We start from the raw sequence: 23,425 nt of genomic DNA, 5'->3' as shown, positions 1-23,425 counted from the left end.
GCGTCACAAATGCTGCACGGTTTCGCCGAGCCCCCGCTCGGCAGGTCAGAGCACGGGGCGGTTTGGGACGTCGCTCAAACTGGATATTGTTACTAGACATAGCCGAGTTGCGCGACGGCGCATCTCTTCACTGCTACGCAGGAGCATCCATGAGCACCCAGACCGAGGACCACTCGACGAGCCATGCCCCGACGACCGACACCCCGGTGAGGCCAGGGTCGCCCGAGTTACGAATTCTCCTCGACCGCATCGCCATCGACGCAGATCTTCGCGACCGGGACCGCGTCGCGCCGTACGAGCAGATCGCGTGGGCGAAGCGAGCAGGACTGGGGCGGCTACGAGTCCCGGTTTCCGAGGGGGGCGGCGGAGCCACCCTTCGCGAGTTCTTCGCGACGCTGATCGCGCTGGCGGAGGCAGACTCCAACGTCGCGCACATCCTGCGCACGCACTTCTGGTTCGTCGAGCAGCAGCTCGTAGCCGTCGACCCGGCGGCCCGGGCCCGCGGCTTGGCCGTCATCACCGCCGACCAGCTGGTCGGCAACGGCTTCAGCGAGCAGAGCAAGCACGCAGTCGGCCTGCACTTCGACACGACGATCACCCCCCACCCCGATGGCGGATACCGGCTCAACGGGGTGAAGTTCTACTCGACCGGGACCATGTACTGCGACCACACCCAGATCTGGGCATCCTCCGGCGACCACAGCATCGCCGGCGCAGTCGTGCCGATCGACCGCGACGGCGTCACCGTCGAGGACGACTGGGACGGATTCGGCCAGCGACTCACAGGCACCGGCACCACACGGCTGGACGATGTCGCGGTCTACGACGAGGAGTTCTTCGACCTGGGTGACCCCGACGATCAGCCGACCGGCTACATGGGCGCTTTCCTACAGCTCTACCTGCAGGCGGTTACTGCGGGCATCTTGCGCAGCGTGCGGAACGACGCTGTGTCACTCGTACAGCGGCGTGCCCGCAACTTCAGCCACGCCGCGAGCGGCTCGGCCACGGACGACCGACAGGTGCTCCAGGTCGTGGGCGAAATCTCGGCGGATGCCTTCGCGGCGGAGGCCATCGTCCTGGCGGCCGCAGACACCATCCAGATGGCCTTCGACTCGGTCGTCGACGGCACCCCCGACCCGACAGCGTCCGAAGCCGCCCAGCTCGCCGCTGCGCAGGCCAAGATCGCGATCGACCGGTTCTCGTACGCCACCGCCGCCAAGCTCTTCGACGTCGGCGGCGCCTCGGCGACGCAGAGGGTCCACAACCTCGACCGTCACTGGCGCAACGCTCGGGTCGCATCGACCCACAATCCGACGTTCCTCAAGGCGTCCGCGGTTGGGGACCATCACGTCAACGGCGCATCCTTCCCGGGCAACGCCTACTTCTGAGGAGCGTTCATGGCGTGCGTCGCCGCGGTTCCGTCACGCCGTGGCGTCCCTCCATCGCCGCGATGATCTCCTGCGTAGTCGCGGTCTGGCCGAGCGCTGGAACCCGTTGCGAGGCTGAGCTCGTGCCCTGCCGAGTCGGACTGATGACGGCGTCGGTCACGACCACAACGCCGCCCGCCCCGAGGGCTGCCGTTGGGGCTTCGGCAAGCTTCGCATGAGGTGGACGCAGCTCAAAGGGTTCTGCCCAGTTGCTCGTTGCCGCCGCCTGCATGCCACGCCGTCACTGCCGCTGCGCCGGGCGTGATCACTGGGCAGGGGGAGTGTCGCACCAAAGCGGCGGTCTCCTCTCATGGCCACCCGACTCGTGATCAGTAACCACCAGGCGGAGCCGGTGGAGATCCAGTGGGAGCTGCCCTTCTGCGGCGGTGTCCTCGAGGTGCATGCCTGGACCGACCCGGACGCCCCGACCCAGATCGAGTTCTGGCACGACGACGGCCACCGCTTCTTCGTGGTCCTGCGCGGCATCGACGAGCCCGACGCCCGGGCCTGGCGGTGGGGGAAGACCGACCGGACCGGCGTCTTCACCGAGGAGAACCTCGGCGCACCCACCCCACCCAATCCGAGGGTCGAGCTGCTCGTAGCCCACGCCAATGCGCTGACCACCGAGCGGGTGGAGCACGCATCGTGACGACGTCCGAACCCGAATGGCACGTGCCGCCCTACACCCACGTCACCACCACCGGCACCTACGAGACCTACAGCGGCAACGAGTCCTTGAACTTCCGGGGCTTCATGATCCTGGTCCACGACGGCCGGCGCTGGCCAAAGTGACCATCGGCGACTGGGCCGACCGCTGGCTTCCGGGGCAGGCGCATCTCAAGCCGACCACCTACGAGCGGTACGCCGGCATCCTGCGCACGCACGTCCACCCGAGATGGGGCAGCGTCAAGCTCGCAAACGTCTCCCATGCCGACGTACAAGCCTGGATCACCGCGCTGGGCGAAGGAGGACTCACCCGCCACCGTCCAGAAGATCCACCGCGTCCTCGGTCTGATCCTGGACATGGCCGTCAACGACGGGCGACTCGCTCGCAACGTCGCCGACGGCGTCAACCTGCCGCGGGTCGCCAAGCACGAGCATCTGTACCTGACCCATGACCAGGTCGATGACCTCGCCCATGCCACCGGTTTTCCAGCCGAGCCGAGCAAGCACGCCGCCTACGACACCCGCTCGAATGAGACCTCGCGCCTTGCCGTGCTGTTCCTCGCCTACACGGGCGTCAGGTTCGGCGAACTGGCGGCCTTGCGTGTCCGGCGACTCGACCAGCCCCGACGACGCGCCGGCATCACCGAGTCAGTGACCTCGGTCCAGGGTCACGGCCTGGGTCTGGGGAACGCCCAAGACCCACCAACGCCGCGAGGTCCCGATCCCAGCCTTCCTGGTTGATGAGCTTGAGCGTCACGTCGCGCACAAGGCTCCCGACGAGCTCGTCTTCTGCACACTCAGGAGCGGAGAGCCGCCGCGGGTGAGCACGTTCCGCAAACAGTTCGGTGCGGCTGCTCGGGCCATCGGCATCCCGGGCCTGCACCCATACCAGCTCCGCCACACCGCCGCCAGTCTCGCCATCGCCAGCGGCGCGGACGTGAAGGTCGTCCAGCAGATGCTCGGCCACGCCTCCGCGACGATGACCCTGGACACCTACGGTCACCTGTTCGACGACCGCCTCGACGAGGTCGGCGATGCCATGGACGCAGCCCGAACAGTGGCCCAGCAGCGGCGCGCGGCTGTCCGTCTTGTTGCCCCAGTGTTGCCCCAGCCATCTGGGGCCACCGAAGCCGCTGAAGGTCCGCCAGGCGTTTCCGCAGGTCAGGACACGATTGTGCCGTTGCACCCCCAACGGGATTCGAACCCGTGCTACCGCCGTGAAAGGGCGGGGTCCTGGGCCGCTAGACGATGGGGGCCGGACGCACGCAGAAGCATAGAGGTCGGCCGGTTCCGGCACGAATTCGAGTCAGTCACCCAACACGGCGAGCTGGAGCATCACGGCGAAGCGCTGCCGGGGGTCGCGCAGGTCGACCTGGCCCACCTCCGCGACCCGCCGGAGTCGGTAGCGGAACGTGTTGGGGTGCACGTACAGCCGCTCCGACGCCAGGGCGACGTCGCCGAACGCGTCGAGCCAGGCCTGCAGGGTGTCGACCAGGTGGGCGGAGTGTTCGCGGTCGTACTGCATCAGCCGGCCGAGGGGCCCGGTCGGCCGCTCGCTGCGGGCCGCCGCCAGGTCGCGCAGCTCGAGGACCAGTGCGTCGGTCTGGACGTCGGTCAGCCGGACCACCTGCTTGTCGACCGGGCGCTCCCGCATGACGCGCAGGATGCGGTCGGTCGCCGTCCGCGCCTCGACGATCTCCGGCACGGTCCTCGCGGCGCCGCCCACCGCGACCACGGCCTGCGACCGGTCACCGATCCGTTCGAGGAAGTCCGTGGCGAGCTGGACAGCGCGCTGCTCGCTCTCGTCAGCGGAGCCGCTCGCCGCGGCGAGGCCGTAGACGACACCACCGAGGAGCGCGGCCGCCGATCGGGGGTTGACGGCGTTGAGGTGCAGCGCGAAGGCATCGGCGAGCCGCTGCAGCTCATGGGTCATGGAGGCGTCCGCAGACGACAGCGGACCCGCGAGCGTGACCCCGAAGACCACGAGCGACGTGTCGACCAGACCGAGTCGCTCGAGCGCCTCTCGCGCGCCGGTCCCGCCCTCGATGGCCGAGCTGACGAGGTCGGCACGGACCCGCCGGCGTACGTCGGCACCGGCACGGACCCGCAGCAGGTGCAGGGCGACGAGCTTGGCGGCGTCGACCAGCGACTCGCTGCGCTCGGCACTGAGAGGGCTGGGGACGGCCGCCCAGATGGAGCCGATCACCTCGTCACCGGCGCGCACGGCGATCGCGACCCGGGGCATCGAGAAGGCACTGCCCTGGTCGCCGGCGGGCTCGATGAAGACGGGCTGGTCGGTGCGGTAGAGCTCGCCGAAGACCCCACGCTCGTTGAGGATCCGGGAGTAGCGCTCGGGCACCTGGCGACCGAGGATCGTCTCGACCCGGGACGGGTCCGCCTCGTCCTGGCGGCCGGAGAAGGCGAGCACGCGCGAGCTGCGGTCCTCGATGGTGATGGGGGCGTCGAGCAGCGAGGCGATCGCGTTGGCGACGGCGAACAGGTCACCCGACGGCAGCCCGCCGAGGGTCTCCTCGTCGGCGACGCGGACGTCGCCCTCCGCGAGCAGCGAGCGCAGCATCGCCGCGAGGTGCGCCCAGGGCGCGCCGCGGCTGAGCCCGAGCAGCGCGACGCCGGCGGCGTCGGCCGCGACGCGGACCTCCGGTGTCGCCTGGACCGGGCCGCGGACCACCAGGCCGGCGGCTCCTCCGGCGCCGAGCACCCCGAGGAGAGCGACGACCTGCTCCGGATCCTCGACCCCGACACCGAGCACCAGCGCGTGGGGCGGCAGGGCCGGGGCGTCCACCGGGTCGTGGATGACGACGCCGCCGATCTCCTCGGTGCTCTCGGCGTCGCCGTGCACGAGATCGAGCAGGGTGGCCCCGAGGTCGTCCAAGACGCGGCCGAGGCTGGCGCGCGGGCGTGCGGTCGGGACCGGGGTCATGGCGACCGCCAGCCTACGGCTGCTCAGACGGTCAGCCACTCGGTCGCCGTTGTCACCTCGGCGAGGGCGTCCTCCAGCGGGGTGACGCCGAGCCCCGGCCCGGTCGGTACGCCGAGGTGGCCGTCGTCGAGGACGAACGGCGCCGTGAGGTCGCGGTGGTAGTAGCGACCCGACCCCGACGTGTCGCCGGGCAGCGTGAAGCCCGGGAGTGCGGCGAGGGCGACGTTGGCCGCCCGGCCGAGGCCGGTCTCGAGCATCCCGCCGCACCACACCGGCACGCCGTTCGCGACACAGACGTCGTGGATCCTCCGGGCCTCGAGGTAGCCGCCGACCCGGCCCGGCTTGATGTTGACGATCGCCGCCGCACCGAGCCGGATCGCCGCCGCCGCTGACTGCGCGGACACGATCGACTCGTCGAGGCAGACCGGCGTCCGGATCTGCTTCGCGAGGTCGGCGTGGCCGAGCACGTCCTCCTCGTCGAGCGGCTGCTCGATCAGCAGCAGGTCGAAGGGGTCGAGCTTCGCCAGGTGGCGGGCGTCGGCGAGCGTGTACGCCGTGTTGGCGTCGACCTGGAGGAGCACGTCGTCGCCGTACTGCTCACGGACCGCACGGACCGGCTCGACGTCCCAGCCCGGCTCGATCTTGAGCTTGATCCGGACGTAGCCCTCGTCGAGGTAGCCGCCGACGGCGTCGACAAGGGCGGGGACGCTGTCCATGATCCCGACCGAGACCCCGCAGGGGACCCGCTCGTGCACGGCTCCGAGTGCGCTGCCGAAGGAGCGGCCCTGCGCCCGCAGCTCGGCGTCGAGGACGCCCATCTCCAGTGCGGCCTTGGCCATCCGGTGCCCCTTGAACGGCGCCAGCACCGTCGCCACCCGATGCGCCTCCAGCGGTCCGGAGGCCGCGAGCGCGGGTACCAGGAAGCGCTGCAGCACGTCGGCAGCGGCGTCGTTGTACTCCGAGGAGTAGAGCGGGTCCGCCATCGCGACGCACTCCCCCCAGCCCTCGCCTTCGTCCGTGACCACGCGCAGCAGCATCAGCTCGCGGGCGGTCTGGGTCCCGAACGACGTCCGGAAGGGCGAGACCAGCGGCATGCTGACCCGCCGCAGCTCGACTCCGGTCAGCTTCACGCGTCTCTCCTCACGACGTACCAGCCACTGCGGTCGAAGCCGGCGATCCGGGCATCGTCCGCGAGCAGGGCGAACAACGCCTCGCGCACCGCGAGCCGCCACTTCTGGGCGAGCGCCGGGTCGGCGGCGCGCAGCGCACCGATGTCCGGAGGTACGGCGACCAGGCTGGTCGCCCCGTCCAGCGGGCCCGGCTCGGGGCCGCCGTCGGCCCCGATGCCGAGGGCGACGACGGCCCCCGCCGAGAGCTCCTCGGCGAGCAGCGCCGGAGTGGTCCTCCCGGCGCACGCGGCGACGACGGCCGGGTCGCGCAGGCTCCACCGCACGAGCAGCCGGTCGGAGTCGTCGTCGCCGTTGATCGTGTCGAGCATCGCGCCGTAGAAGTTCGGCAGGTACTCGGCCGGCCGGGCCGCGAGCTTGACCAGGTTGAACCAGGCGTTGCGGCTCACCAGCGGGTCGAAGGTCCAGGCGATCTCCGAGACACCGCGCAGCATCGCCCAGGCACGCTGGTGCAGCTTGAGCGCGAAGCCGACGTGGCGCCCGAGCACGTCGCCCGACACTCCGGCGATGTGGCTGTGCAACGCGTCGTCCGCGGGGGCGTGGAAGAAGCCCACGCACGCGCCGACCAGGCGGCCACCCTCGAACGCGCCGCCGACGTAGTTGCCGGCCTTGGTGAACGCACGCAGGAGCTCCAGCGTCATCGGCGGGTTGGCGTCGCGGCCCCAGATGCTCGCGTACAGGCCGACCACGGCCGCCAGGTCGTCGAGCTCCGAGACCTCGCGCACCGACACGCCCGCCGCCAGCGCCGCCGCGTCGGCCGCCTGGACGGCCTCGTCCAGGTCCTGGTCGACCGCGCCGACGCTCGTCAGTCTCGTCACGCTTCCCATGCTGCTGCGCTCCTCCGGGCTCGTCATGGTCGTGCGGCACCAGCCGTGAGGACCGAGTTCGTCGGCTGCGCCAGCAGGTCGGCGACCAGGGCGGTGAGCAGCGCGGTCCGATCGGGCAGCTCGTCCACGAGCACGTGCTCATCGTCGGCGTGCGCCCCGCCGCCTACGGCACCGAGGCCGTCGAGCGTCGGAGTGCCGACCCCTGCGGTGAAGTTGCCGTCCGAGGCGCCCCCGACGGAGGCCGACGTCGGAGCCGGCAGGCCGAGGCGTACGGCGAGGGTGCTCGCTCGATCGAACAGCGCGGCCGAGGCCGACGCCTCGAGCGGCGGCCGGTTCGGCCCACCGGTGACCTCGAGCACGGCGCCCGGCAGGACAGGACAGAGCGCGCGCATCGCCGCGTCCACCCGGTCCTGCTCCTCGATGGTCCGCACCCGTACGTCGACGGAGAACGACCCCGCGGCCGGGACGGTGTTGGTGGTGGTGCCGGCGCGGCTCGCCGTCGGCGTGACCGTCGTGCCGACCCCGGGTCGTCCGAGCGCGACGACCGCGATGGCCTGGTGGGCGAGCTCGACGGTGGCGTTGACACCGGCCTCGGGCTCGAGGCCCGCGTGCGCGGCGCGGCCGACCGCGCGGACGTCGTACAGGGAGACGCCCTTGCGCTCGGTCTTGAGGGCGCCGCCGTCGGCGGAGGCCTCCAGGACCAGCGCGGCCTCCGCAGCCCGAGCCTCGTCCTCGATCAGGCTTCGCGAGCTCGGCGAGCCGAGCTCCTCGTCGCCGGTGACGAGCAGGGTGACACCGTCCACTCCGGCGAGCGCGTGGAAGGCCATCACCAGCCCGACCTTCATGTCGAAGCTGCCCGGTCCGCGCAGCACGCCGTCCTCGACCGTGCAGGGGTGCGTCGCCAGCGAGCCCAGGGGCCAGACCGTGTCGTGGTGGCCGAGCACGAGCATCCGCGACGGCTCGCTGCCGAGCCGCCAGCGCAGGTGAGTGCGCCCGTCGAGCACGATCCGCTCGGGCTCGACGCCGAGCCGGCGCGCGCCGACGCGGGCGACCACCTCGGCCGACCGGGCGACGGCCGCGAGGTCGCCGGAGGGCGACTCGCACTCGACCAGCTCGCGGACGTCGTCGAGCATTGCCTCGAGGTCCATCAGTCAACCCGCGGCGTCGCGCGCACACCGAAGTGCACGTAGCGCTCCCCGGTCGGCAGCTCGTAGAAGGTCACCGGCGCCCAGGTGTCCGCGCCCGGAGGCCGGACCGCGAAGAGCGCGGGGCCGACCGGCACCATCGGGTACTCGTCGACCGGGTCCGGCACCACCTCGGCCAGCGGCCCGAGGACCGTGGTGCGCAGCCGGGGGCCGGCGTCGCCCTCCGGCGCGAGCACCTCCATGCGCACCGAGGAGCGCGCGTAGGTGCCGACGTACGGCGCGACGTCGACGTCGACCGGCGTGGCCGGCGGTGCGAACGGCGTCGACATCTCCACGCCGGCGACCTCGCGGAAGATCTCTCGGTAGAGGTCCTCGTAGAGGTCACGCGTGTTGCCGCCGTTGGCGAGCAGCGCGACCGCGACTCCCCCATGACCGGCCGAGCCGGGGAGCAGCCGCAGGAACCCCGCCTGACCGAGGGTGTTGCCGTCGTGACCGATCAGGCGCTCGCCGTCCCAGCCGAACCGGATCCAGCCGAGCCCCCAGGAGTCACCGAGGATGAACTTGTCCGGCAGGTCGGCCTCGTGGCGGGTCATCGCCTCGGTCGACTCCGGCGAGAGCACCTGCGTGCCGTCGGGCGCGCGTCCGCCGGAGAGGTGCATCTTCGCGAAGCCGAGCACGTCGCGGACCGTCGACTTGATCAGTCCGGCGGGACCCACCGAGCGAGGCAGGTCCCAGACCGACGTGGGGATCTGCTCACCGTCGGCATCGACGTGCCCGACGGCGGCGGCGAAGAGGATCGCCTCCTCGGCCAGGGTGACGGTGTGGCCGAGGCCGAGCGGCGTGAACAGCCGCTCCTTCATCGCCTGGTCCCAGGTCTGGTCGGTGAGCTTCTCGATCACCCGGCCGAGCAGCGACCAGCCTGAGTTGCAGTAGGACCAGGTGGCGCCGAGTGGGTGGTTCTGCGCGACATCGACGAGCAGCTCGGTGTACTTCTCCAGGGCGTCGTCGCCGCGTCCGGTGTCGGTGAACACGTCGCCGTCGATGCCGCTGGTGTGCGTCAACAGGTGCCAGATCGTCACCTGCTTGGTGACGTCGGGGTCGGAGAGCTGCAGCTCGGGGACGACCTCGATCACCGGGGTGTCGAGCGCGATCTTCCCCTCGTCGACCAGCTGCATGACGACGGTCGCCGTCCACACCTTGCTGATCGAGCCGATCTGGAAGACCGAGTCGGTGGTCGCCGGCTGGCCGGTGCGCTTGTTGAGGACGCCGTACGCCGCCTCGGCGAGGTCGTCCCCGTCGAGGATGCCGAGCTGTGCACCAGGCACGTGGTGCTTCTCGGCGAGCACCTCGAGGCGACGCTGCCAGTGGGCGAGGTCGAGGCGCGGGCGTCCGCCGCGCACGGCGTACCGCTCGACCCAGTCGACGACCCGACGGGCGTAGTCGAGCCGCTGCGAGGGCGGGCCGAGCAGGATGAAGACATGGGAGGCGCCCGGGTAGAGCACCAGCTCGGTGGGTACGCCGCAGTCGCGCAGCGAGGTGTGCCACTGCTGGGCCTGGCCGACCGGGCAGGTGAGGTCGTCCTTGCCGTGCAGCACCAGGGTCGGCGTCGCCACGTAGCCGACACGCGTGATCGGAGACATCGCGGCGTAGGCCTCGGGGTCGTCCCAGGGCGCGCCGCCCAGCTCGTAGCGGCCCATCAGCGCGCCGTCGTCGCTGGAGCCGTACTCGCTGACCAGGTCGCTCACGATCCCGCCGGCGACGGCCGCCTTGAACCGGTCGTCGTGGGCGGTCAGCCAGGCGGTCATGAACCCGCCGTAGCTGTAGCCGGTGACCGCGAGCCGCTCGGGGTCGGCGAGCCCCTCGGCCACCAGGGTGTCGATCGGCTCGAGGAAGTCGAGGTGGTCCGCGACACCCCATGCACCGTGGACCCCGTCGTAGAACGCCTCGCCGTAGCCGTCGCTGCCGCGCGGGTTGACCAGCAGCACCGCCCAGCCCTTCGCGGCCAGCTCCTGGTGGTAGAAGTGCATCTCGTCAGCGGCGGCGTTCCAGGCGTTGTGCGGCCCGCCGTGCACGTCGAGCAGGAGCGGCAGCGGACCCTGGAGCTCGGGGTCGCGGACCAGCCAGGCCTGGACCTCGGTGCCGTCGGTGATCGTGAAGGTGCGCTCCTCGCGGACGAACAGCTCGACATCAGCGAGGCCGTGGTCGGTCAGCACCGTCTCGGCTCCGGACGCGAGGTCGAGCGCCACGATCTCGCCGTACGACGTCGGGGTCGCCAGGGCGACGACGGCCATGCTGCCGGCGACCGAGAGACCGGAGACGACGCGGCCGTCCCCGGCGAGGATCGGGCCCTGCTCGTCCCAGAGGTGCGAGCAACCGCGGTCGCGGATCGCGAAGAGAATCCGGCCGTCGGTGGTCTCGACCGGACGGGCGCCGGGGTACGCCGGGCCGCCGGGCATCACGTTGCGGTCGAGGTGGCGGGTGAGGTCGACGGGCGCGCCGCCGTCGAGCGGGACGCTCACCAGGTGGGCGTGCCCGAGGCTCAGGCTCGGGTGCCCGACGACGAGCAGGCTCTGGCCGTCGGCGGCGTACGAGACGGTGCCGGCGATGCCGTCCTCGAACGCGACGACGCGCGGCTCGGCCTTGGGGTCGGTGACGTCGAGGAGGTGCACGGCCGTGCGGAGGGTGAGGTCACTGTCCGCGCCGAGCTTGCGGGCGAAGGCGAGAGTGCTGCCGTCGGGCGACCAGGCGGGCTGGCCGGCGTGGTCGCCGTCTGTGAGCTGCCGGCATGCACCGGACTCGAGGTCGACCAGGTGCAGCTGGTTGCGGACCGCACCGAACATGCCGGCGCCGTCGGCCTGGTAGTCGACGCCCGACGTGGCGAGCGGGCCGCTGCCGTCGGTGGGGTCGCCGGGGTTCACAGGGGACGTGAAGGCGATGCGGTCGCCCTCCGGGCTCCACACCGGCGCACCGGCGCCCAGCGGCAGGTCGGTGACCTTCTCCGGCTCGCCACCGTCGGTCCGGAGCACGTGCACCTGACCGTCACGGAGGAAGGCGAGCCGCGAGCCGTCCGGCGACCAGACCGGCGCGATGTCGCTGCTGCCCGTGGTGAGACGGCGCGCGGCGCCGCCGGCGACAGGGACGGTCCAGAGCTGGTCGACGTTGCGGTCCTCGTCGGCGTCGAGGGTGCGCAGCACGTAGACGACGCGGGTGCCGTCGGGCGACAGCGCAGGCTGCGACGGCACCGCGAGAGAGGTGAGGTCGTCGATGGTGGTGCGGCGGGTCATCGGAGGCTCCTGGTGGTCGATCCGGGTACGGCGGCGAGCAGCTCGCGGGTGTAGTCGTGTTCGGGCGCGGCCAGCACCTGCGCGGTGGGGCCCTGCTCGACGATCCGGCCGTCGCGCATGACGGCGACGTGCGTCGCGACGTACCGCACGACGGCGAGGTTGTGGGAGATGAACAGCATCGAGAGGCCGAGCTCGGCCTGGAGCTCCCGCACCAGGTTGAGCACGGCGCCCTGGATCGAGACGTCGAGGGCCGAGGTGATCTCGTCGGCGATGACGACCTCCGGCCGGCCGGCGAGGGCGCGGGCCAGCGCGACCCGCTGGCGCTGGCCGCCGGAGAGCTCCGCGGGCCGTGCGGACGCGCGCGTCGGGTCGAGGTGCACGAGCTCCAGCAACCGCTCGACCTCGGCCCGTCCCTGCGCGCGAGAGGTCCCGCGCGGCATCGCCTCCGCGATGCTCTCGCCGATGCTCATCCGGGGGTCGAGCGAGGAGTAGGGGTCTTGGAACACCATCTGCAGCGGCCGGCGCCGACCGCGTGTCGGCACCGGTTGGTCTCCCAGCAGGATCCGGCCGGCGTACGGCGCGAGGCCGACCGCCGCCCGGGCCAGGGTGGACTTGCCGGAGCCGGACTCCCCCACGAGGCCGACGACCTGGCCCCCGGGCACGGTGAGGCTGACGCCGTCGACGGCGACGGTCTGGCCGTAGCGGACGGTGACGTCCTCGAAGCGCAGCTCGTTCACGGCGTCTCTACCTCCACCATCTGGCGGTCCTCGATCTCGATGTCCACCGGCTCGCCCGCGTGCCAGCAGGCCACCCGGCGTCCGCCAGCGTCGGCCTCCAGTGGCGGCTCCTGCGCGCGACAGCGGTCGGTCACCAGCGGGCACCGGGCGGCGTATGCGCACCCGGGCGGCACGTCGGCGGGGTCGACCGGCCGGCCCGGGATCACCGCGAGCGGCTGGTCGAGATCGGTGTCCATGTCCGGCACCGCGGCGACGAGTGCCCGGGTGTAGGGGTGCCGGGCGGTGGCGGCCAGGTCGGCGGCGGGGAGGTCCTCGACGATCTTGCCGGCGTACATGACGAGCACCCGGTCGCAGACCTGGCCGACGACGGCGACGTCGTGGCTGATCAGCACCAGCGCGACGTCGTCGGCGGCGCGGATCGAGGCGAGCAGGTCGAGCACCTGCTGCTGCACCGTCACGTCGAGGGCGGTGGTCGGCTCGTCGGCAACGATCAGCGCGGGCGTGCCCATCAGGCCCATCCCGATCATCGCGCGCTGCCGCATCCCGCCCGAGAACTCGTGCGGGTACTGGTGCGCCCGGTGCTCCGGGTCGGCGATCCGGACCGCGCGCATCCGGTCGACCGCCCGGGCCAGCGCGGACCGGCGGTCCAGACCCTGGTGGTGGCGGGCGACCTCAGCGAGCTGGCCGCCCATCCGCTTCGTCGGGTTGAACGATGTCATCGGGTCCTGGAAGACCATCGCCAGCGAGGTGCCGAGCAGCTTGCGCAGGAGCTTGCTGTCGGCCGCGCGGAGGTCGTGGCCGAGCAGCTCGAGCCGGCTCGCGTCGACCCGTCCTGGATCGCCGACCAGCCGGCTGACGGCGAGGGCGGTCAGCGACTTGCCGGAGCCCGACTCCCCCACGACGCCGACCGCCTCGCCGCGGCGTACGGCGAAGGTGACGCCGCGGACCGGACGGATCGGACCGGCGGGGCCGGGGAAGGTGACCTCGAGGTCGCGGACGTCGAGCACCACGTCGTCGGCGTCGTGGTGGCTGTCGTCGATCGGAGGGGGCGCCTCCATCGCAGGCACGGACGGCGGCAGTTCGATCCCTGCGACGACACCGACGCCGAGGACCTTGGCGACGGACTCGCCGAACAGGTTGAACGCGAGTCCCGCGACGACCACGGCGACGCCGGGTGCGAGCGCGGCGGCCGGGTTGACGTAGATCGAGCCGATGCCGTCGAAGAGCAGCCGACCCCAGTCGTACGACGGCTGCTGCACGCCGAGGCCGAGGAACGACAGGCCGGCGAAGGACAGCAGCGCGCCGCCCGCCCCGATGGTGGCGTTGACGACCAGCGGCTCGGAGATGTTGGGGAGCACGTGGCGGAAGAGGATCCGCACCCGGCCGACGCCCGCGACGCGGGCGGCGTCGACGAAGTCCCGCGACGACACCGACGCGACGAGGGTCCGGGTGAGTCGACCGAACGCCGGTGCCCCGGCGAGTCCGATCGCGAGGACCGCACCGGTGGCGCCGACGCCGAAGACGACCGCGAAGAAGAGAGCGAGCAGCAGGCCGGGGAACGCGACCGCGATGTTGACGCCGGCGTTGACGATCCGCCCGCTGCGTCGGCCGAGCACGAAGGACGCGGTGCCGAGCAGGAGCCCCACGACCACGGCGATAGCGGTGGCGGCCAGTGCCAGCTCGACGGAGAGCCGGGTCGCGACCAGGGTCCGGAAGAAGATGTCGCGACCCAGGTTGTCGGTGCCGGCCCAGTGGTCGGCGGACGGCCCGGCCAGGATGTTGCCGGTGTCGACGGCGTCCGCGTCGTCGCTCCAGAGGATCGGCGCGACGACGGCGAGCAGCAGGACACCGACCGTCAGGACCGTGGCGGTGAGGCCGACCGGCGTACGGATGACGCTCTTGAGGCGCGACACGTCCTCAGTCCTCCCGGATCATCGAGCGCGGGTCGAGCAGCGCGAGCGCGACGTCGACCAGGGTGTTGACGAGCAGCACGCCGACGCCGTACACGAGCACGATGGCCTGCACGACCTGGTAGTCCTTGTTGAGGATGGACGACACGATGGTGCTGCCGAGCCCGGGCCAGGCGAAGACGTTCTCGACCAGCACCGTCCCGGCGACCATCGCGCTGAGGATCAGACCACCGAGGGTGAGCGACGCGGTCAGTGCGTTGGGCAGGGCGTGGCCGAGATAGATCGTCCGCCGCGGCAGCCGCTTGGCGCGCGCCGTACGGACGAAGTCGGCGTCGAGCACGCTGACCATCTCGACCCGGATGATCCGCGACAGGATCGCGGCCGGCCCGATCGCCAGCGACAGCACTGGCAGGACGTACGCCGAGGGGGTGTCGTTGCCGGCGACCGGGAGCCAGCCCAGGCTGACTCCGAACACGTAGACCAGGACGACTCCGATGACGAAGTCGGGGATGATCCCGAGCACGACGCTGCTGGTGGTGAACGCCAGCTCGGTGCGCCGGCCGTGGCCGCGACGGGTGAGCACGCCCATCGTGACTCCCAACGGCACCGCGACCGCGACCGCGAACACAAAGGCAAGCAGGGCCAGCGTCAACGTGGCGGGCAGCCGCTGCGAGATCACCTCCGAGACCGGGAGCTGCGAGATCATCGAGGTGCCGAGGTCGCCGGTGAAGAGGCCCTGCAGGTAGTGCCAGTACTGCGCCAGGATCGGGTCGTCAAGACCCATCTCGTCACGCTTGGCCGCGACCAGGGCGGCCGGTGCCGTCGGGCCGAGGGCCGCGCGCACCGGGTCGCCGGGGATCAGGTGGAGCATCAGGAACGACGCCGTGACGAGCACCCACAGCGAGACCAGTAGGCGCCCGGTTCGGCGTACGCCGAACCGGAGCCACGCGTGGGAGCCGAGCCTCCCGACGCGCGGGGTGGCGGCGATCGCCGAGTTCGCCAGTGCCATGGACTACTTCGCCAGCATTCGGATGCTGGTCGGCACGAGCTGGCCCGGGGTCTCGAACTCGGCGCCGTTGCCGAACGTCTTCACCACGTTGTTGGCGAAGGGCACGATGTCGGCCGCGGAGACGAGCGACGACTCGGCGTCGAGCCAGGCGTCGCAGCCGTCGGTGCCGGGCTGGGCGCTCGCCGCGGCCACGCCGTCGGTGTAGTTCTTGTTGTCGATCCCCGAGAAGTTGGTGCCGCCGTCGGCCAGGCCGGCGCCGGACAGGAACGGGACCAGCTGATCGGGGCTGTTGACGTTGAGCGGGACCCAGGCGATGTCCCAGTCGCCGGTGCCGAAGATGGCTCCCTGCAGAGCGGTCTCGTCCACGCCCTTCGCGGTCACCTTGACGCCCGCTGCCTCCCACTGCTGGACGGCGAGCTCGGCGGCGGCCGCGACGGCACTGCCGGCAGCGCTGGAGTAGAGGAAGGTCAGCTCCGGCTTGCCGGCGAGCGCGGTCTTGGCCGCGTCCACGTCCTGCGCCGGGAGCGCGCCGGAGACCGAGTCACCCGGGCAGGCGACCGGCTGGATCGCGGCCAGGGTGGTGGCCGGCGTACCCGCGTCGGCGGTGGACACCGACGCGAGCTCGGCGAGGTCGAGCGCCTGGGTGAGAGCCATCCGCACCGCCGGGTCGCTCGTCGCGTGCCCGTCGTTGTGGTTGTACCACTGCTCGCCCTGCAGCGCGGGCGTCCCGTAGGAGAACAGGTTCTGGGCCTCGAGGCGCTTGGCGTCGGGGCCGATGACCTGGGCGGCGTTGACGTCGCCGGCGGCCAGCAGGTTGGCGGCGGTGCCCTCGTTCTCGATGATCTTCATGACGACCGTCTCGGGCATGCCCTTCTCGGCGGTCGTGGCGCCGTCGGGGCCCCACGTGTAGCCGTCGCGGACCTCGTACGTGTAGTGGTCGCCCGGTGCCGCCTCGGTCAGCACGTACGGGCCGGTGCCGGCCGTCCCGGCGGCCAGGGACTTGCGGTCCTTCATCCCGGCGTCGCAGACCATCGGCAGGCTGGCGAGGCCGTTGAGCACGAACGGCGCGGGCTGGGCCAGCGTGATCGTGACGGTGCCCGCGGCGTCGTCCGCCTTCGCGGTCGCGCCCGCCGGCAGGAAGGTGCCGAGGTAGGCGCTCTTGTTCTTCGGGTCCCCGACGTAGGCGATGTTGTCGGCGGCGGTCGTCGCCGTGAAGTCGCTGCCGTCGGAGCAGGTGATGCCTTCGTTGAGGGTCAGCGTGACGGTCTTGCCGTCGACCTTCCAGTCGCTGGCGAGCTGGGACTCGATCGCACCGGTGTCGGCGTTGATCGCGACCAGGTTGTCGTAGCCGAGCTGGTTCATCGTGAACAGCTGGCTGCTGGCGGAGGACTGCGGGTCGAGCTTGCCGGGGTCGCCCTTGAGCGCCATCGTGAACGTGGCGCCGTCGACGTAGTCGCTGCTGCCGTTGTCTCCGGACGTGGAGCCACCATCGCTCCCGCCGCACCCGGCGAGAAGGGCGGCGGTCACGCCGAGGCTGATGGCAGTGACGGCTAGCTTCATGGAGGTTCCTGTCGTCGCGGTGGTCATGGCGGTGCTCAGGCTCCGGCGCGCCGGATGGCGCGACCGACGTGCAGGTAGAGGGCGCGACCGTCACCGTCGTCACCGACGAAGGCGTGCGGCATGTGCATGCCGTGGTCGGGCTCGAGCGGGATCAGGCTGTCCTCGCTGTAGTAGACGAGCTCCTTGCGCTCCGGCTTCTCGCCGAGCTCCTCGAACATGCCCTTCGGGATCATCTCGATCCAGACCCGGCCCTCGTCGTCCTGACTGACGATCATGTCGCCGACCTCGGTGGAGTAGGTGCCGGCGTACCGGCTCGCGTCGACCGCCGGAGGGTCGGCGGGCGGCACCGGAAGCGTCGGCAGGTGGGTGTCGGTGAGCTCGTCGAAGACGTGGCCGTACACCTCCTCGTAGAGCGAGATGATGTCGCCGCCGTTGGTGAGCAGCGCGACCGCGACGCCGGCCTCCGGGACGATCCGCAGGAAGGCGTTCTGGCCGATCGTGCTGCCGTCGTGGCCGATGATCGCGCCGTCGGGGGTGTCGAACCGCTCGAAGCCCAGGCCCCAGGACGTCCCCATCAGGCCGAGGTCGGGGAGCTCGACCTCCTTGGCGTGCATGCGCGCCGCGGTGCCGGGCGCGAGCACCTGCGTGCCGTCCTCGGCCTTGCCGTCGTGCATGTGCATGGCCGCGAACTTCAGCAGGTCGCGGGGGCGCATCGAGAGCATCGAACCAGCCGGAGCGTTCGAGCGCGCGAAGGTCCAGTACGGCGCAGGCCGGTAGCCGGCGCCCGGCTCGAGCTCGATGTGGCCCAGCGCGGCGCGGAACATGATCGCCTCGTAGGGGTTCGTCGCCGCGTGCGTGAGGCCGAGCGGGGCGAACAGGTGCTCGCGCAGGCAGGCGTCGTACGTCTTCTCGCGGAGCACCTCGACCAGCCGGCCGAGCACGCAGAAGCCGGCGTTGTTGTACGAGAAGCGCTCGCCCACCGGGAACAGCTGGGGTACCTCGTGCAGCACGCCGAGGTACTTCTCGACGCAGTCGTCACCGACCCCGGTGTCGGTGAAGATGTCGCCCTCGAAGCCCGCGGTGTGGGTGAGGAGCTGGCGGGCGGTGATCACCGCGGCCGACGCTTCGTCGCCGATCGTGAACTCCGGCAGGTAGGTGCGCACCGGGACGTCGAGGTCGAGCATGCCCTCGTCGACCAGCTGCATGACGAGCGTGCTCGTCCAGAGCTTGGTGATCGAGCCGATCTGGAAGACCGAGTCGGGGGTCGCCTCCACTCCGGTGGCCCGGTTGAGGACCCCCGCGGCGCCGTCGACGACCTCACCACCGGCGAGGACGGCCCAGGCCGCGGCCGGGACGTCGTACTTCTCGAGAAGCGCCGGCATCCGATCGGCGATCCAGGCCTGGACGTCTTCGAGGTTGCTCATGCGGCACACGCTAAGAGCCGGATCTCCCGGGGTGTTCGTCCGATCCGACGAGGTTGCCCGGCCTCTCCCGTCGAAGTCGACGAACCGGCATGCACGCGCGCGACACTAGCCTGCGAGACGTGCCCGCTCTCCCTGCCGCCGACGTCTCGTCGACGCGCGTACGGGCGCGCGCCGTGGACGGGAACGCGATGCTCACCCGGATCACCTCGATCCTCGGACCGTTCAGCATCGACCGGTTCGAGTACGTCGTGGGTCCCGAAGCCGACGCACTCGTGGAGATCGGCGTGCGCGGCGACGCCTGGCAGGTCGAGCGGGTCGCCGCGAAGATCAACCGCCTGATCGGCGTCCGCGACGTCGTGATCGACCCCGCCGCCTGAAGGCTGGTCCGGTTTTCGCCCACCCCCGTCCGCTCCTGTATGGTTTCCGTCGCTTGGCCAGGTAGCTCAGTTGGTACGAGCGTCCGCCTGAAAAGTGGAAGGTCGGCGGTTCGACCCCGCCCCTGGCCACAGGCACCGTAGGTCGCTGACCTGCAGCGAGACCCCCGCTGAAGCATCAGCGGGGGTCTTTGTGCAGGGGGACTCGTTGCAGTTGCCCTTGCTGCCCGCCATTTCGCCTCTCTGGACCGACTCGTTCCCGACAGGCTCTCGGCGCAGTGGCGCGTCGGCGTCAGTCCCTGATCTCCCGCTGCCGCGGTCCGCGCGGTTTCGGTACGCAGGACGTGACCACCGGCAATAGCCTCAGCTCGTGCCGCTGCCGACGGCACACGAGATCGTTGACGTTGTTTCGACTTTGCGCGGCGACGGACACCCTCACAAAAGTAGGACTGCCTGCCGCATTACCGGTGGACGCGTGATATCCGGGCGATCTCCCCGCCGCAGATTCCTATAACCCGGTCACGCGGGCTCGCTGTTCGACTAGCCTTCGCTAACGCGAGCCGACTGGCGCCAGACAACGCGCTGCAAAGTGCGGACAGCAGACGGATGGAGTGACTTTGAGCAGCCGGGTTATCAACGCTGGCGTCCTCGTTAACAACCATTCGCTTTCACTGAAGCGCCAACCCATTCTCAAGGACCTGATCACGATCGTGCGCGAGGGCGAACGACCCCTCAATATTATCGTCGGCGCCGGCGCCTCGATGGGGTCCGGGCTGCCCTCATGGGCTCGACTAGTCGACAACATGATCTCGCGCATCGTCAGCGAGCCGACCCAAGAGCTGATCCGGGGGCTCGAGTCATCGAACCTGTTCCGGCAGGCGGAGACCGCGGTGCAGATCATGCGCGGCTACAACGGCAACCTCTCGGTCGGCGACATCGTCCGCGACGCCTTGTACACCGACGGAAGAACGCAGCAACCGGGGCTTCTCGTCGACGCGATCGTCAGGATGTCCCTCGCCTACGGACCGCACGTCCGGATCGTCACCACGAACTTCGACAATCTCCTCGAGCAGGCGATCAATGCGATGCACGGCATAGGCACCGCTCGGTCCTTCTCCCTCGACAACGTCGATGAGTGGTGGAGCCTCGACCCTGAAGCACAGGCGGTCAGCATCCTGCATCTGCACGGGATGGTGCGACAGGGCGATCCACCTCTCGAGCCGCTGCTGTTGACCGAGTCCGACTTCTTGGCTCACGGACAGGACGTGCAGGGAGTCGTCAGTCAGCTCATCAGCCAGGACGTGACGCTGTTCGTCGGGCTCAGCATGACCGATCCGAACCTCCTGGGCCCGCTCTTCAAGCGGGCAAGTGCCGAGGACGGAGCGGCCAACGGGGATGCCTTCGCTCTCTTCACTCCGCACCTCGGAGAAGAAGGACGGTCGCGACCAGCCGCCGAGTACGCGGTCACCCAGGCGCGCTACCTGGACGAAAGACTGGGCGTCAGACCGATCCTGCTCAAGACCCACGCGCAACCGACGCAGGTGATCAGCGAGATGGCCCTGGCGGCCGCTGAACCGGACAGGTACACCCACAGTGCGCCGGACTCTCTGGTCTACGGACTGCGCCTTCAGCGAGCGCTCGAGGGACTGTACGAAGGTCTGCATGTCGATCAGGCGACCGGCCGCGTCGATGAGGACCGTGCCCTGCGCTACAGCAAGTACCTCAGCGAGGGTCTCCACGCGCCGGGCGGCCCCGTCGAACTCATCAACGACACCCGTGAACTCGTAGCCGACCAAGTGATGAGCGAGGAGGAAGAGCAGTTCTCAGCGTATCTGTGGTTGCGTCATATCCCGCGACCGTCGGCGCGCAGAATCACGCTGGGTCTCATTGCTTCCTCAACCTACGTCCATTGGCTCCCCTGGAACGGGAATCGCGTGGCGCACGTGTGGGCAGGCACCCCCTACAACGTCGGCAAAGCGTTGTTCGGAGGCACACACACCCTGCGAAATCAGACCGAACCTGGTGCGTGGCGTGGATTCATCGCAGTGCCGCTCATCATCAACGGAGCAGAATCCGAGTCACAGGTCAACGGACAAGCACTCGACCGACTGATGGTGGGCGCCATCTCGCTCGACACCACCGGGGCCGTCGACGTCAGCGACTCGTCCATCCCTGGGTCGCAGGTCTCACCGATTGCGCGGATGGATGCGCCACAACTCGACGCGTTGCTGAACTCCATCGAAGAGCTCGCCAGCAAGTTCATCAACGAACTCAGCGACTGAAGTCAGCGGAGCACGCGGCCACTCGGCGGCGGCCACGCTGCCCGGGCCGTTCGCGACCCAGCGGTCAGGACTTCTTGATCGTGATGCCGTGGATCTTGCCGCCCACGACCCACGTCTTCACACCTGAGTCCGAGCCGATCGGGTTCGACTTGCCAACTGCAGTCTTGCGATCGGCGGGAACCGGCCCGACCTTGACCGTCGACTGGTTGGCCATCGTCAACTCCTCATTTCAGTACGTCCACCGTACGGCACGGTCAAGTGTGGTCCCTCATCCCGGACACCGTGTCGCGAATCGCCCATATCGGCGGTGGGAGAACAGCTCGGCCCTATGACTCATTCCGTCGTCCCCGCGGATCCACGGAGATCGGCTGCCACGTGCTTCTCAGTGTGCGAGCGCAGCGCGCGGCCGACCCACGACGCCTGCGCTTGAACGGGCTCAGGCAGCGAAGAGCAGGTACAGCCCGCCGACGGTGAAGGCGATCATGGCGGCGAGCAGCGGGAGCTGACCGGTGAGCTGGTGGCGCTGCGGCAGGATCCGGATCGCCCGGTCGTGGGCCGCGATCACGCCGAGCACGTGACCGGCGACGACGGCGATCACCTTGATGTTCGCCAGCAAGGTGGGGTGGTAGCTCAGCCAGTAGCTCACCTCGAGGTTGCCGGTGCCCAGCAGGTTGCTGCCGTTGCTGAACGGGTCGCTGAGCTGGACCAGCGTCAGCTGGCCGACCTCGACGAGGTAGCTGAGGTAGTGCGCGAAGACGTAGCCGACGACGATCGGCACGACCGAGTGAGCGAACAGGTCCGGCAGGTGCTTGCGCTGCAGGTCGTCGCCGAGCCCGGTGAGCATGGTGCCGGCCGCGAAGATCGCACCGACCCCGACGCAGAAGGCCAGCAGCGCCAGGTTGTTGAGCAGGTAGATGGAGATGTCGCTGCCCTGGATGAACTGCACCCAGCGCGTGGAGTCCTTGAACGAGTCGAAGGCCGTGCTGCCGAAGAGCACCGCGACCACGGCCACCAGGCCGGGAAGGGCGGGCGTGGAGTCCAGGTTGGCCAGCGGGCTCCGGATGAGCAGCACCCCGTCGCGACGGCCCCACGCCGACATCCGCGACACCAGCGTCGAGTAGACCTCGAACGGGTCGGCCCGCTCGTAGAAGACGTTGCCGAAGAGCGCGCCGCCGACCAGCATCACCGCGACGTACGCCGCTGCCCACAACCGCACCGGGCCGAGCTCGGTCGAGTAGGGGTAGACCAGCTCGAGCCAGACGAAGGCGAAGAGTCCGACGGCGGCCGGCCAGTGGCCGAGCCGCTCGGGGTAGGTGAACACGCCGCGATCGGGGTCGCTGCCCGAGATCTTCGCGAACGCCGCGTTGATGGTGCGGACCGGGCTGATCGCCTTCCACACGGGGCCGAACAGCAGGGAGAGCGGGACCAGCCCCACCCACCACCACACGTAGAACACCCCGAAGACGGGATTGCTGACCAGGTCCTCGCCGAGGACGGCCGCAGTCGCGACGTACGCGAACAGCGCGAACCCGAGGGTCCGCCACAGGACCCGCCACCAGAGGGCGTCGACGATCCCGACAAACCAGGCGGGCGCGGGTCGGCCGGACTTCGCAGCGTCGTACCTCGGGGTACGCCACGCGACCGCGAGGACGGTGAACGAGACGACGAGGGCCGCGGTCGCTCCGGCGATCGCCAGCTCCGGCGAGATCGGGAGGTCCTTGGCGCCGCCGATGCCGTGCGCGAAGGTCCAGCCATCCGACGAGGGAGGAGAGGGCACCTCAGACGATCCTCTTCAGTGCTCGAGACCGCAGTGACACCGTCGGCTTCCCCCTGGGCTAGATCTGGCCATTGCGGCCGTGGTCGTGGCGAGCCGCCCCGAGCCGACTAGACGCTAGCAGGGCCCGCCAGCCGCCTCCTGACCTGGCAACACCCGGCGTGACCGGCGCTACGCACTCCGCTCGCGGGGTACGGCGAGGCGTGGGACGCCACCGAGGCCGGGTCGGTAGCGGACCTGCTCGGCGTACTGCTCGAGCGTGCGGTAGAGCGTCCGGTGCGCGACCCACGGGAGCGGCTCGTCGCCGTCGTACCAGCTGTCGCCGAAGGAGATCCACGCCGGCGTCCAGGCGGCCGCGTCGTCCCACTCGCCCCTGCGCGCCATCAGCATCCGGTAGCGGACCTGGAAGGCCCGGCGCGGACCGTCGGCACAGATGGGCGCGGTGGCGATCGGCCACAGTCTCAGATCGAGGGTCATCAGGTGCACCTCGAGCTCACGCAGCACCGCCGGGTCGACCAGCACGGTGGCGACGTTCTCGTGAGGCACGCGCTCCATGGAGGGACGTTCCCCGCATCGACCCCTCGGCGTCAAGAGCTTCGGCGGCAGCTCGGTGAGCGCGACCTGCGGGTCCGCTCGGATCGGCCACCGACAGGCTGACAACACGGGTACGGCGGTCTCGCGCCGACGCGCCCTCCCGTCCTTCCGGTGGTCGAGCAGCGACCGTCGTCGAGGCCACCGCACCCGAGGCGGGGCGGTGGGTGGCGGGGGTCTCGACAAGCTAGACCACCGGGGGTCGGTGGTCGAGGTGCGAGGCGCGCTAGCGCCGAGACGCTTCTATAGGTTGTCAACTGGTGTGGTGGCTGTGAGGTGTCGGTAGA

The 23,425-nt window shown here is 70.4% G+C and carries 19 protein-coding genes, 2 tRNA genes and 2 pseudogenes; 9 read left to right on the top strand and 14 right to left on the bottom strand.

Annotated elements, in window-relative coordinates; genetic code table 11:
* Positions 1–149 precede the first annotated feature (149 nt).
* From ABEA33_RS12590 to ABEA33_RS27460, 6 genes and pseudogenes are all read left to right on the top strand, one after another.
* Positions 150–1,388 carry an acyl-CoA dehydrogenase family protein gene (locus ABEA33_RS12590; protein ID WP_345527127.1) on the top strand — a complete coding sequence of 413 codons (1,239 nt, stop codon included), beginning with the start codon at positions 150–152 and terminating at the stop codon, positions 1,386–1,388.
* A 349-nt stretch (positions 1,389–1,737) separates the two neighbouring features.
* Positions 1,738–2,076: a hypothetical protein gene (locus ABEA33_RS12585; protein WP_345527125.1), complete on the top strand. Its 339-nt coding sequence runs from the start codon at positions 1,738–1,740 to the stop codon at positions 2,074–2,076.
* Complete coding sequence (locus tag ABEA33_RS12580; RefSeq protein ID WP_345527124.1) at positions 2,073–2,219, top strand: hypothetical protein; 147 nt, start codon at positions 2,073–2,075, stop codon at positions 2,217–2,219. Before ABEA33_RS12585 ends, ABEA33_RS12580 begins: the two co-directional genes overlap by 4 nt.
* Positions 2,216–2,326 (top strand): annotated as a pseudogene (locus ABEA33_RS27465) (tyrosine-type recombinase/integrase); the annotation flags it as partial. The gene ABEA33_RS12580 and the pseudogene ABEA33_RS27465, both read left to right, overlap by 4 nt.
* A gap of 28 nt (positions 2,327–2,354) precedes the next feature.
* Entirely contained in the window at positions 2,355–2,834 is a 480-nt protein-coding gene (locus tag ABEA33_RS12575; RefSeq protein ID WP_345527123.1) for a hypothetical protein, read from the top strand.
* Positions 2,815–3,045, top strand: a pseudogene (locus ABEA33_RS27460) (tyrosine-type recombinase/integrase); the annotation flags it as partial. The gene ABEA33_RS12575 and the pseudogene ABEA33_RS27460, both read left to right, overlap by 20 nt.
* Positions 3,046–3,276: 231 nt before the next feature.
* On the opposite strand, the gene ABEA33_RS12570 reads toward ABEA33_RS27460, so the two are convergent.
* The 11 genes from ABEA33_RS12570 to ABEA33_RS12520 form a co-directional block, all read right to left on the bottom strand.
* Positions 3,277–3,349, bottom strand: a tRNA-Glu gene (locus tag ABEA33_RS12570).
* Between the two features lie 50 nt (positions 3,350–3,399).
* The gene (locus ABEA33_RS12565) at positions 3,400–5,034 is read right to left on the bottom strand and encodes a PucR family transcriptional regulator (RefSeq protein WP_345527122.1); all 1,635 of its coding nucleotides are present in this window, start codon (positions 5,032–5,034) and stop codon (positions 3,400–3,402) included.
* 23 nt (positions 5,035–5,057) lie between these two features.
* On the bottom strand, positions 5,058–6,164 hold the full coding sequence (gene menC, locus ABEA33_RS12560) for an o-succinylbenzoate synthase (RefSeq protein WP_345527121.1): 1,107 nt from the start codon (positions 6,162–6,164) through the stop codon (positions 5,058–5,060).
* Complete coding sequence (locus ABEA33_RS12555; RefSeq protein WP_345527120.1) at positions 6,161–7,039, bottom strand: GNAT family N-acetyltransferase; 879 nt, start codon at positions 7,037–7,039, stop codon at positions 6,161–6,163. Before ABEA33_RS12555 ends, menC begins: the two co-directional genes overlap by 4 nt.
* A 32-nt stretch (positions 7,040–7,071) precedes the next feature.
* Positions 7,072–8,196 carry a M20 family metallopeptidase gene (locus ABEA33_RS12550; protein WP_345527119.1) on the bottom strand — a complete coding sequence of 375 codons (1,125 nt, stop codon included), beginning with the start codon at positions 8,194–8,196 and terminating at the stop codon, positions 7,072–7,074.
* Positions 8,196–11,477, bottom strand: a complete 3,282-nt coding sequence (locus tag ABEA33_RS12545; protein WP_345527118.1) for a serine hydrolase — start codon at positions 11,475–11,477, stop codon at positions 8,196–8,198. Before ABEA33_RS12545 ends, ABEA33_RS12550 begins: the two co-directional genes overlap by 1 nt.
* Positions 11,474–12,214 (bottom strand): ABC transporter ATP-binding protein, encoded by a 741-nt coding sequence (locus ABEA33_RS12540; protein WP_345527117.1) that lies wholly within the window; start codon positions 12,212–12,214, stop codon positions 11,474–11,476. Before ABEA33_RS12540 ends, ABEA33_RS12545 begins: the two co-directional genes overlap by 4 nt.
* The gene (locus ABEA33_RS12535; RefSeq protein WP_345527116.1) at positions 12,211–14,127 is read right to left on the bottom strand and encodes a dipeptide/oligopeptide/nickel ABC transporter permease/ATP-binding protein; all 1,917 of its coding nucleotides are present in this window, start codon (positions 14,125–14,127) and stop codon (positions 12,211–12,213) included. The genes ABEA33_RS12540 and ABEA33_RS12535 overlap by 4 nt, the downstream gene beginning before the upstream one ends.
* Positions 14,128–14,131: 4 nt before the next feature.
* Positions 14,132–15,133, bottom strand: coding sequence for an ABC transporter permease (locus tag ABEA33_RS12530; RefSeq protein ID WP_345527115.1), 1,002 nt, complete (start codon positions 15,131–15,133; stop codon positions 14,132–14,134).
* Between the two features lie 3 nt (positions 15,134–15,136).
* Positions 15,137–16,693, bottom strand: coding sequence for an ABC transporter substrate-binding protein (locus tag ABEA33_RS12525; RefSeq protein ID WP_345527114.1), 1,557 nt, complete (start codon positions 16,691–16,693; stop codon positions 15,137–15,139).
* Between the two features lie 35 nt (positions 16,694–16,728).
* Positions 16,729–18,117, bottom strand: coding sequence for a serine hydrolase domain-containing protein (locus ABEA33_RS12520; protein ID WP_345527113.1), 1,389 nt, complete (start codon positions 18,115–18,117; stop codon positions 16,729–16,731).
* A 119-nt stretch (positions 18,118–18,236) separates the two neighbouring features.
* Here ABEA33_RS12520 and ABEA33_RS12515 point away from each other — a divergent pair, with 119 nt between their 5' ends.
* From ABEA33_RS12515 to ABEA33_RS12505, 3 genes are all read left to right on the top strand, one after another.
* Entirely contained in the window at positions 18,237–18,494 is a 258-nt protein-coding gene (locus ABEA33_RS12515) for a hypothetical protein (protein WP_345527112.1), read from the top strand.
* Between the two features lie 55 nt (positions 18,495–18,549).
* Positions 18,550–18,623 (top strand) — tRNA-Phe (locus tag ABEA33_RS12510).
* Between the two features lie 485 nt (positions 18,624–19,108).
* Positions 19,109–20,773, top strand: coding sequence for an SIR2 family protein (locus ABEA33_RS12505; RefSeq protein ID WP_345527111.1), 1,665 nt, complete (start codon positions 19,109–19,111; stop codon positions 20,771–20,773).
* A gap of 64 nt (positions 20,774–20,837) precedes the next feature.
* Here ABEA33_RS12505 and ABEA33_RS12500 read toward each other — a convergent pair whose 3' ends face one another.
* From ABEA33_RS12500 to ABEA33_RS12490, 3 genes are all read right to left on the bottom strand, one after another.
* A complete protein-coding gene (locus ABEA33_RS12500; RefSeq protein ID WP_345527110.1) occupies positions 20,838–20,987 on the bottom strand; it encodes a hypothetical protein in 150 nt (49 codons plus the stop codon).
* Between the two features lie 222 nt (positions 20,988–21,209).
* The gene (locus tag ABEA33_RS12495) at positions 21,210–22,550 is read right to left on the bottom strand and encodes a hypothetical protein (RefSeq protein WP_345527109.1); all 1,341 of its coding nucleotides are present in this window, start codon (positions 22,548–22,550) and stop codon (positions 21,210–21,212) included.
* Positions 22,551–22,718: 168 nt separating this feature from the next.
* Positions 22,719–23,102, bottom strand: a complete 384-nt coding sequence (locus tag ABEA33_RS12490; RefSeq protein WP_345527108.1) for a hypothetical protein — start codon at positions 23,100–23,102, stop codon at positions 22,719–22,721.
* Positions 23,103–23,425 lie beyond the last annotated feature (323 nt).

This window comes from Nocardioides endophyticus, assembly GCF_039543845.1.
Classification (GTDB): domain Bacteria; phylum Actinomycetota; class Actinomycetes; order Propionibacteriales; family Nocardioidaceae; genus Nocardioides; species Nocardioides endophyticus.
The sequence above is the reverse complement of the archived record's forward strand: the minus strand, read 5'-3'. Positions and strand labels throughout refer to the sequence as shown.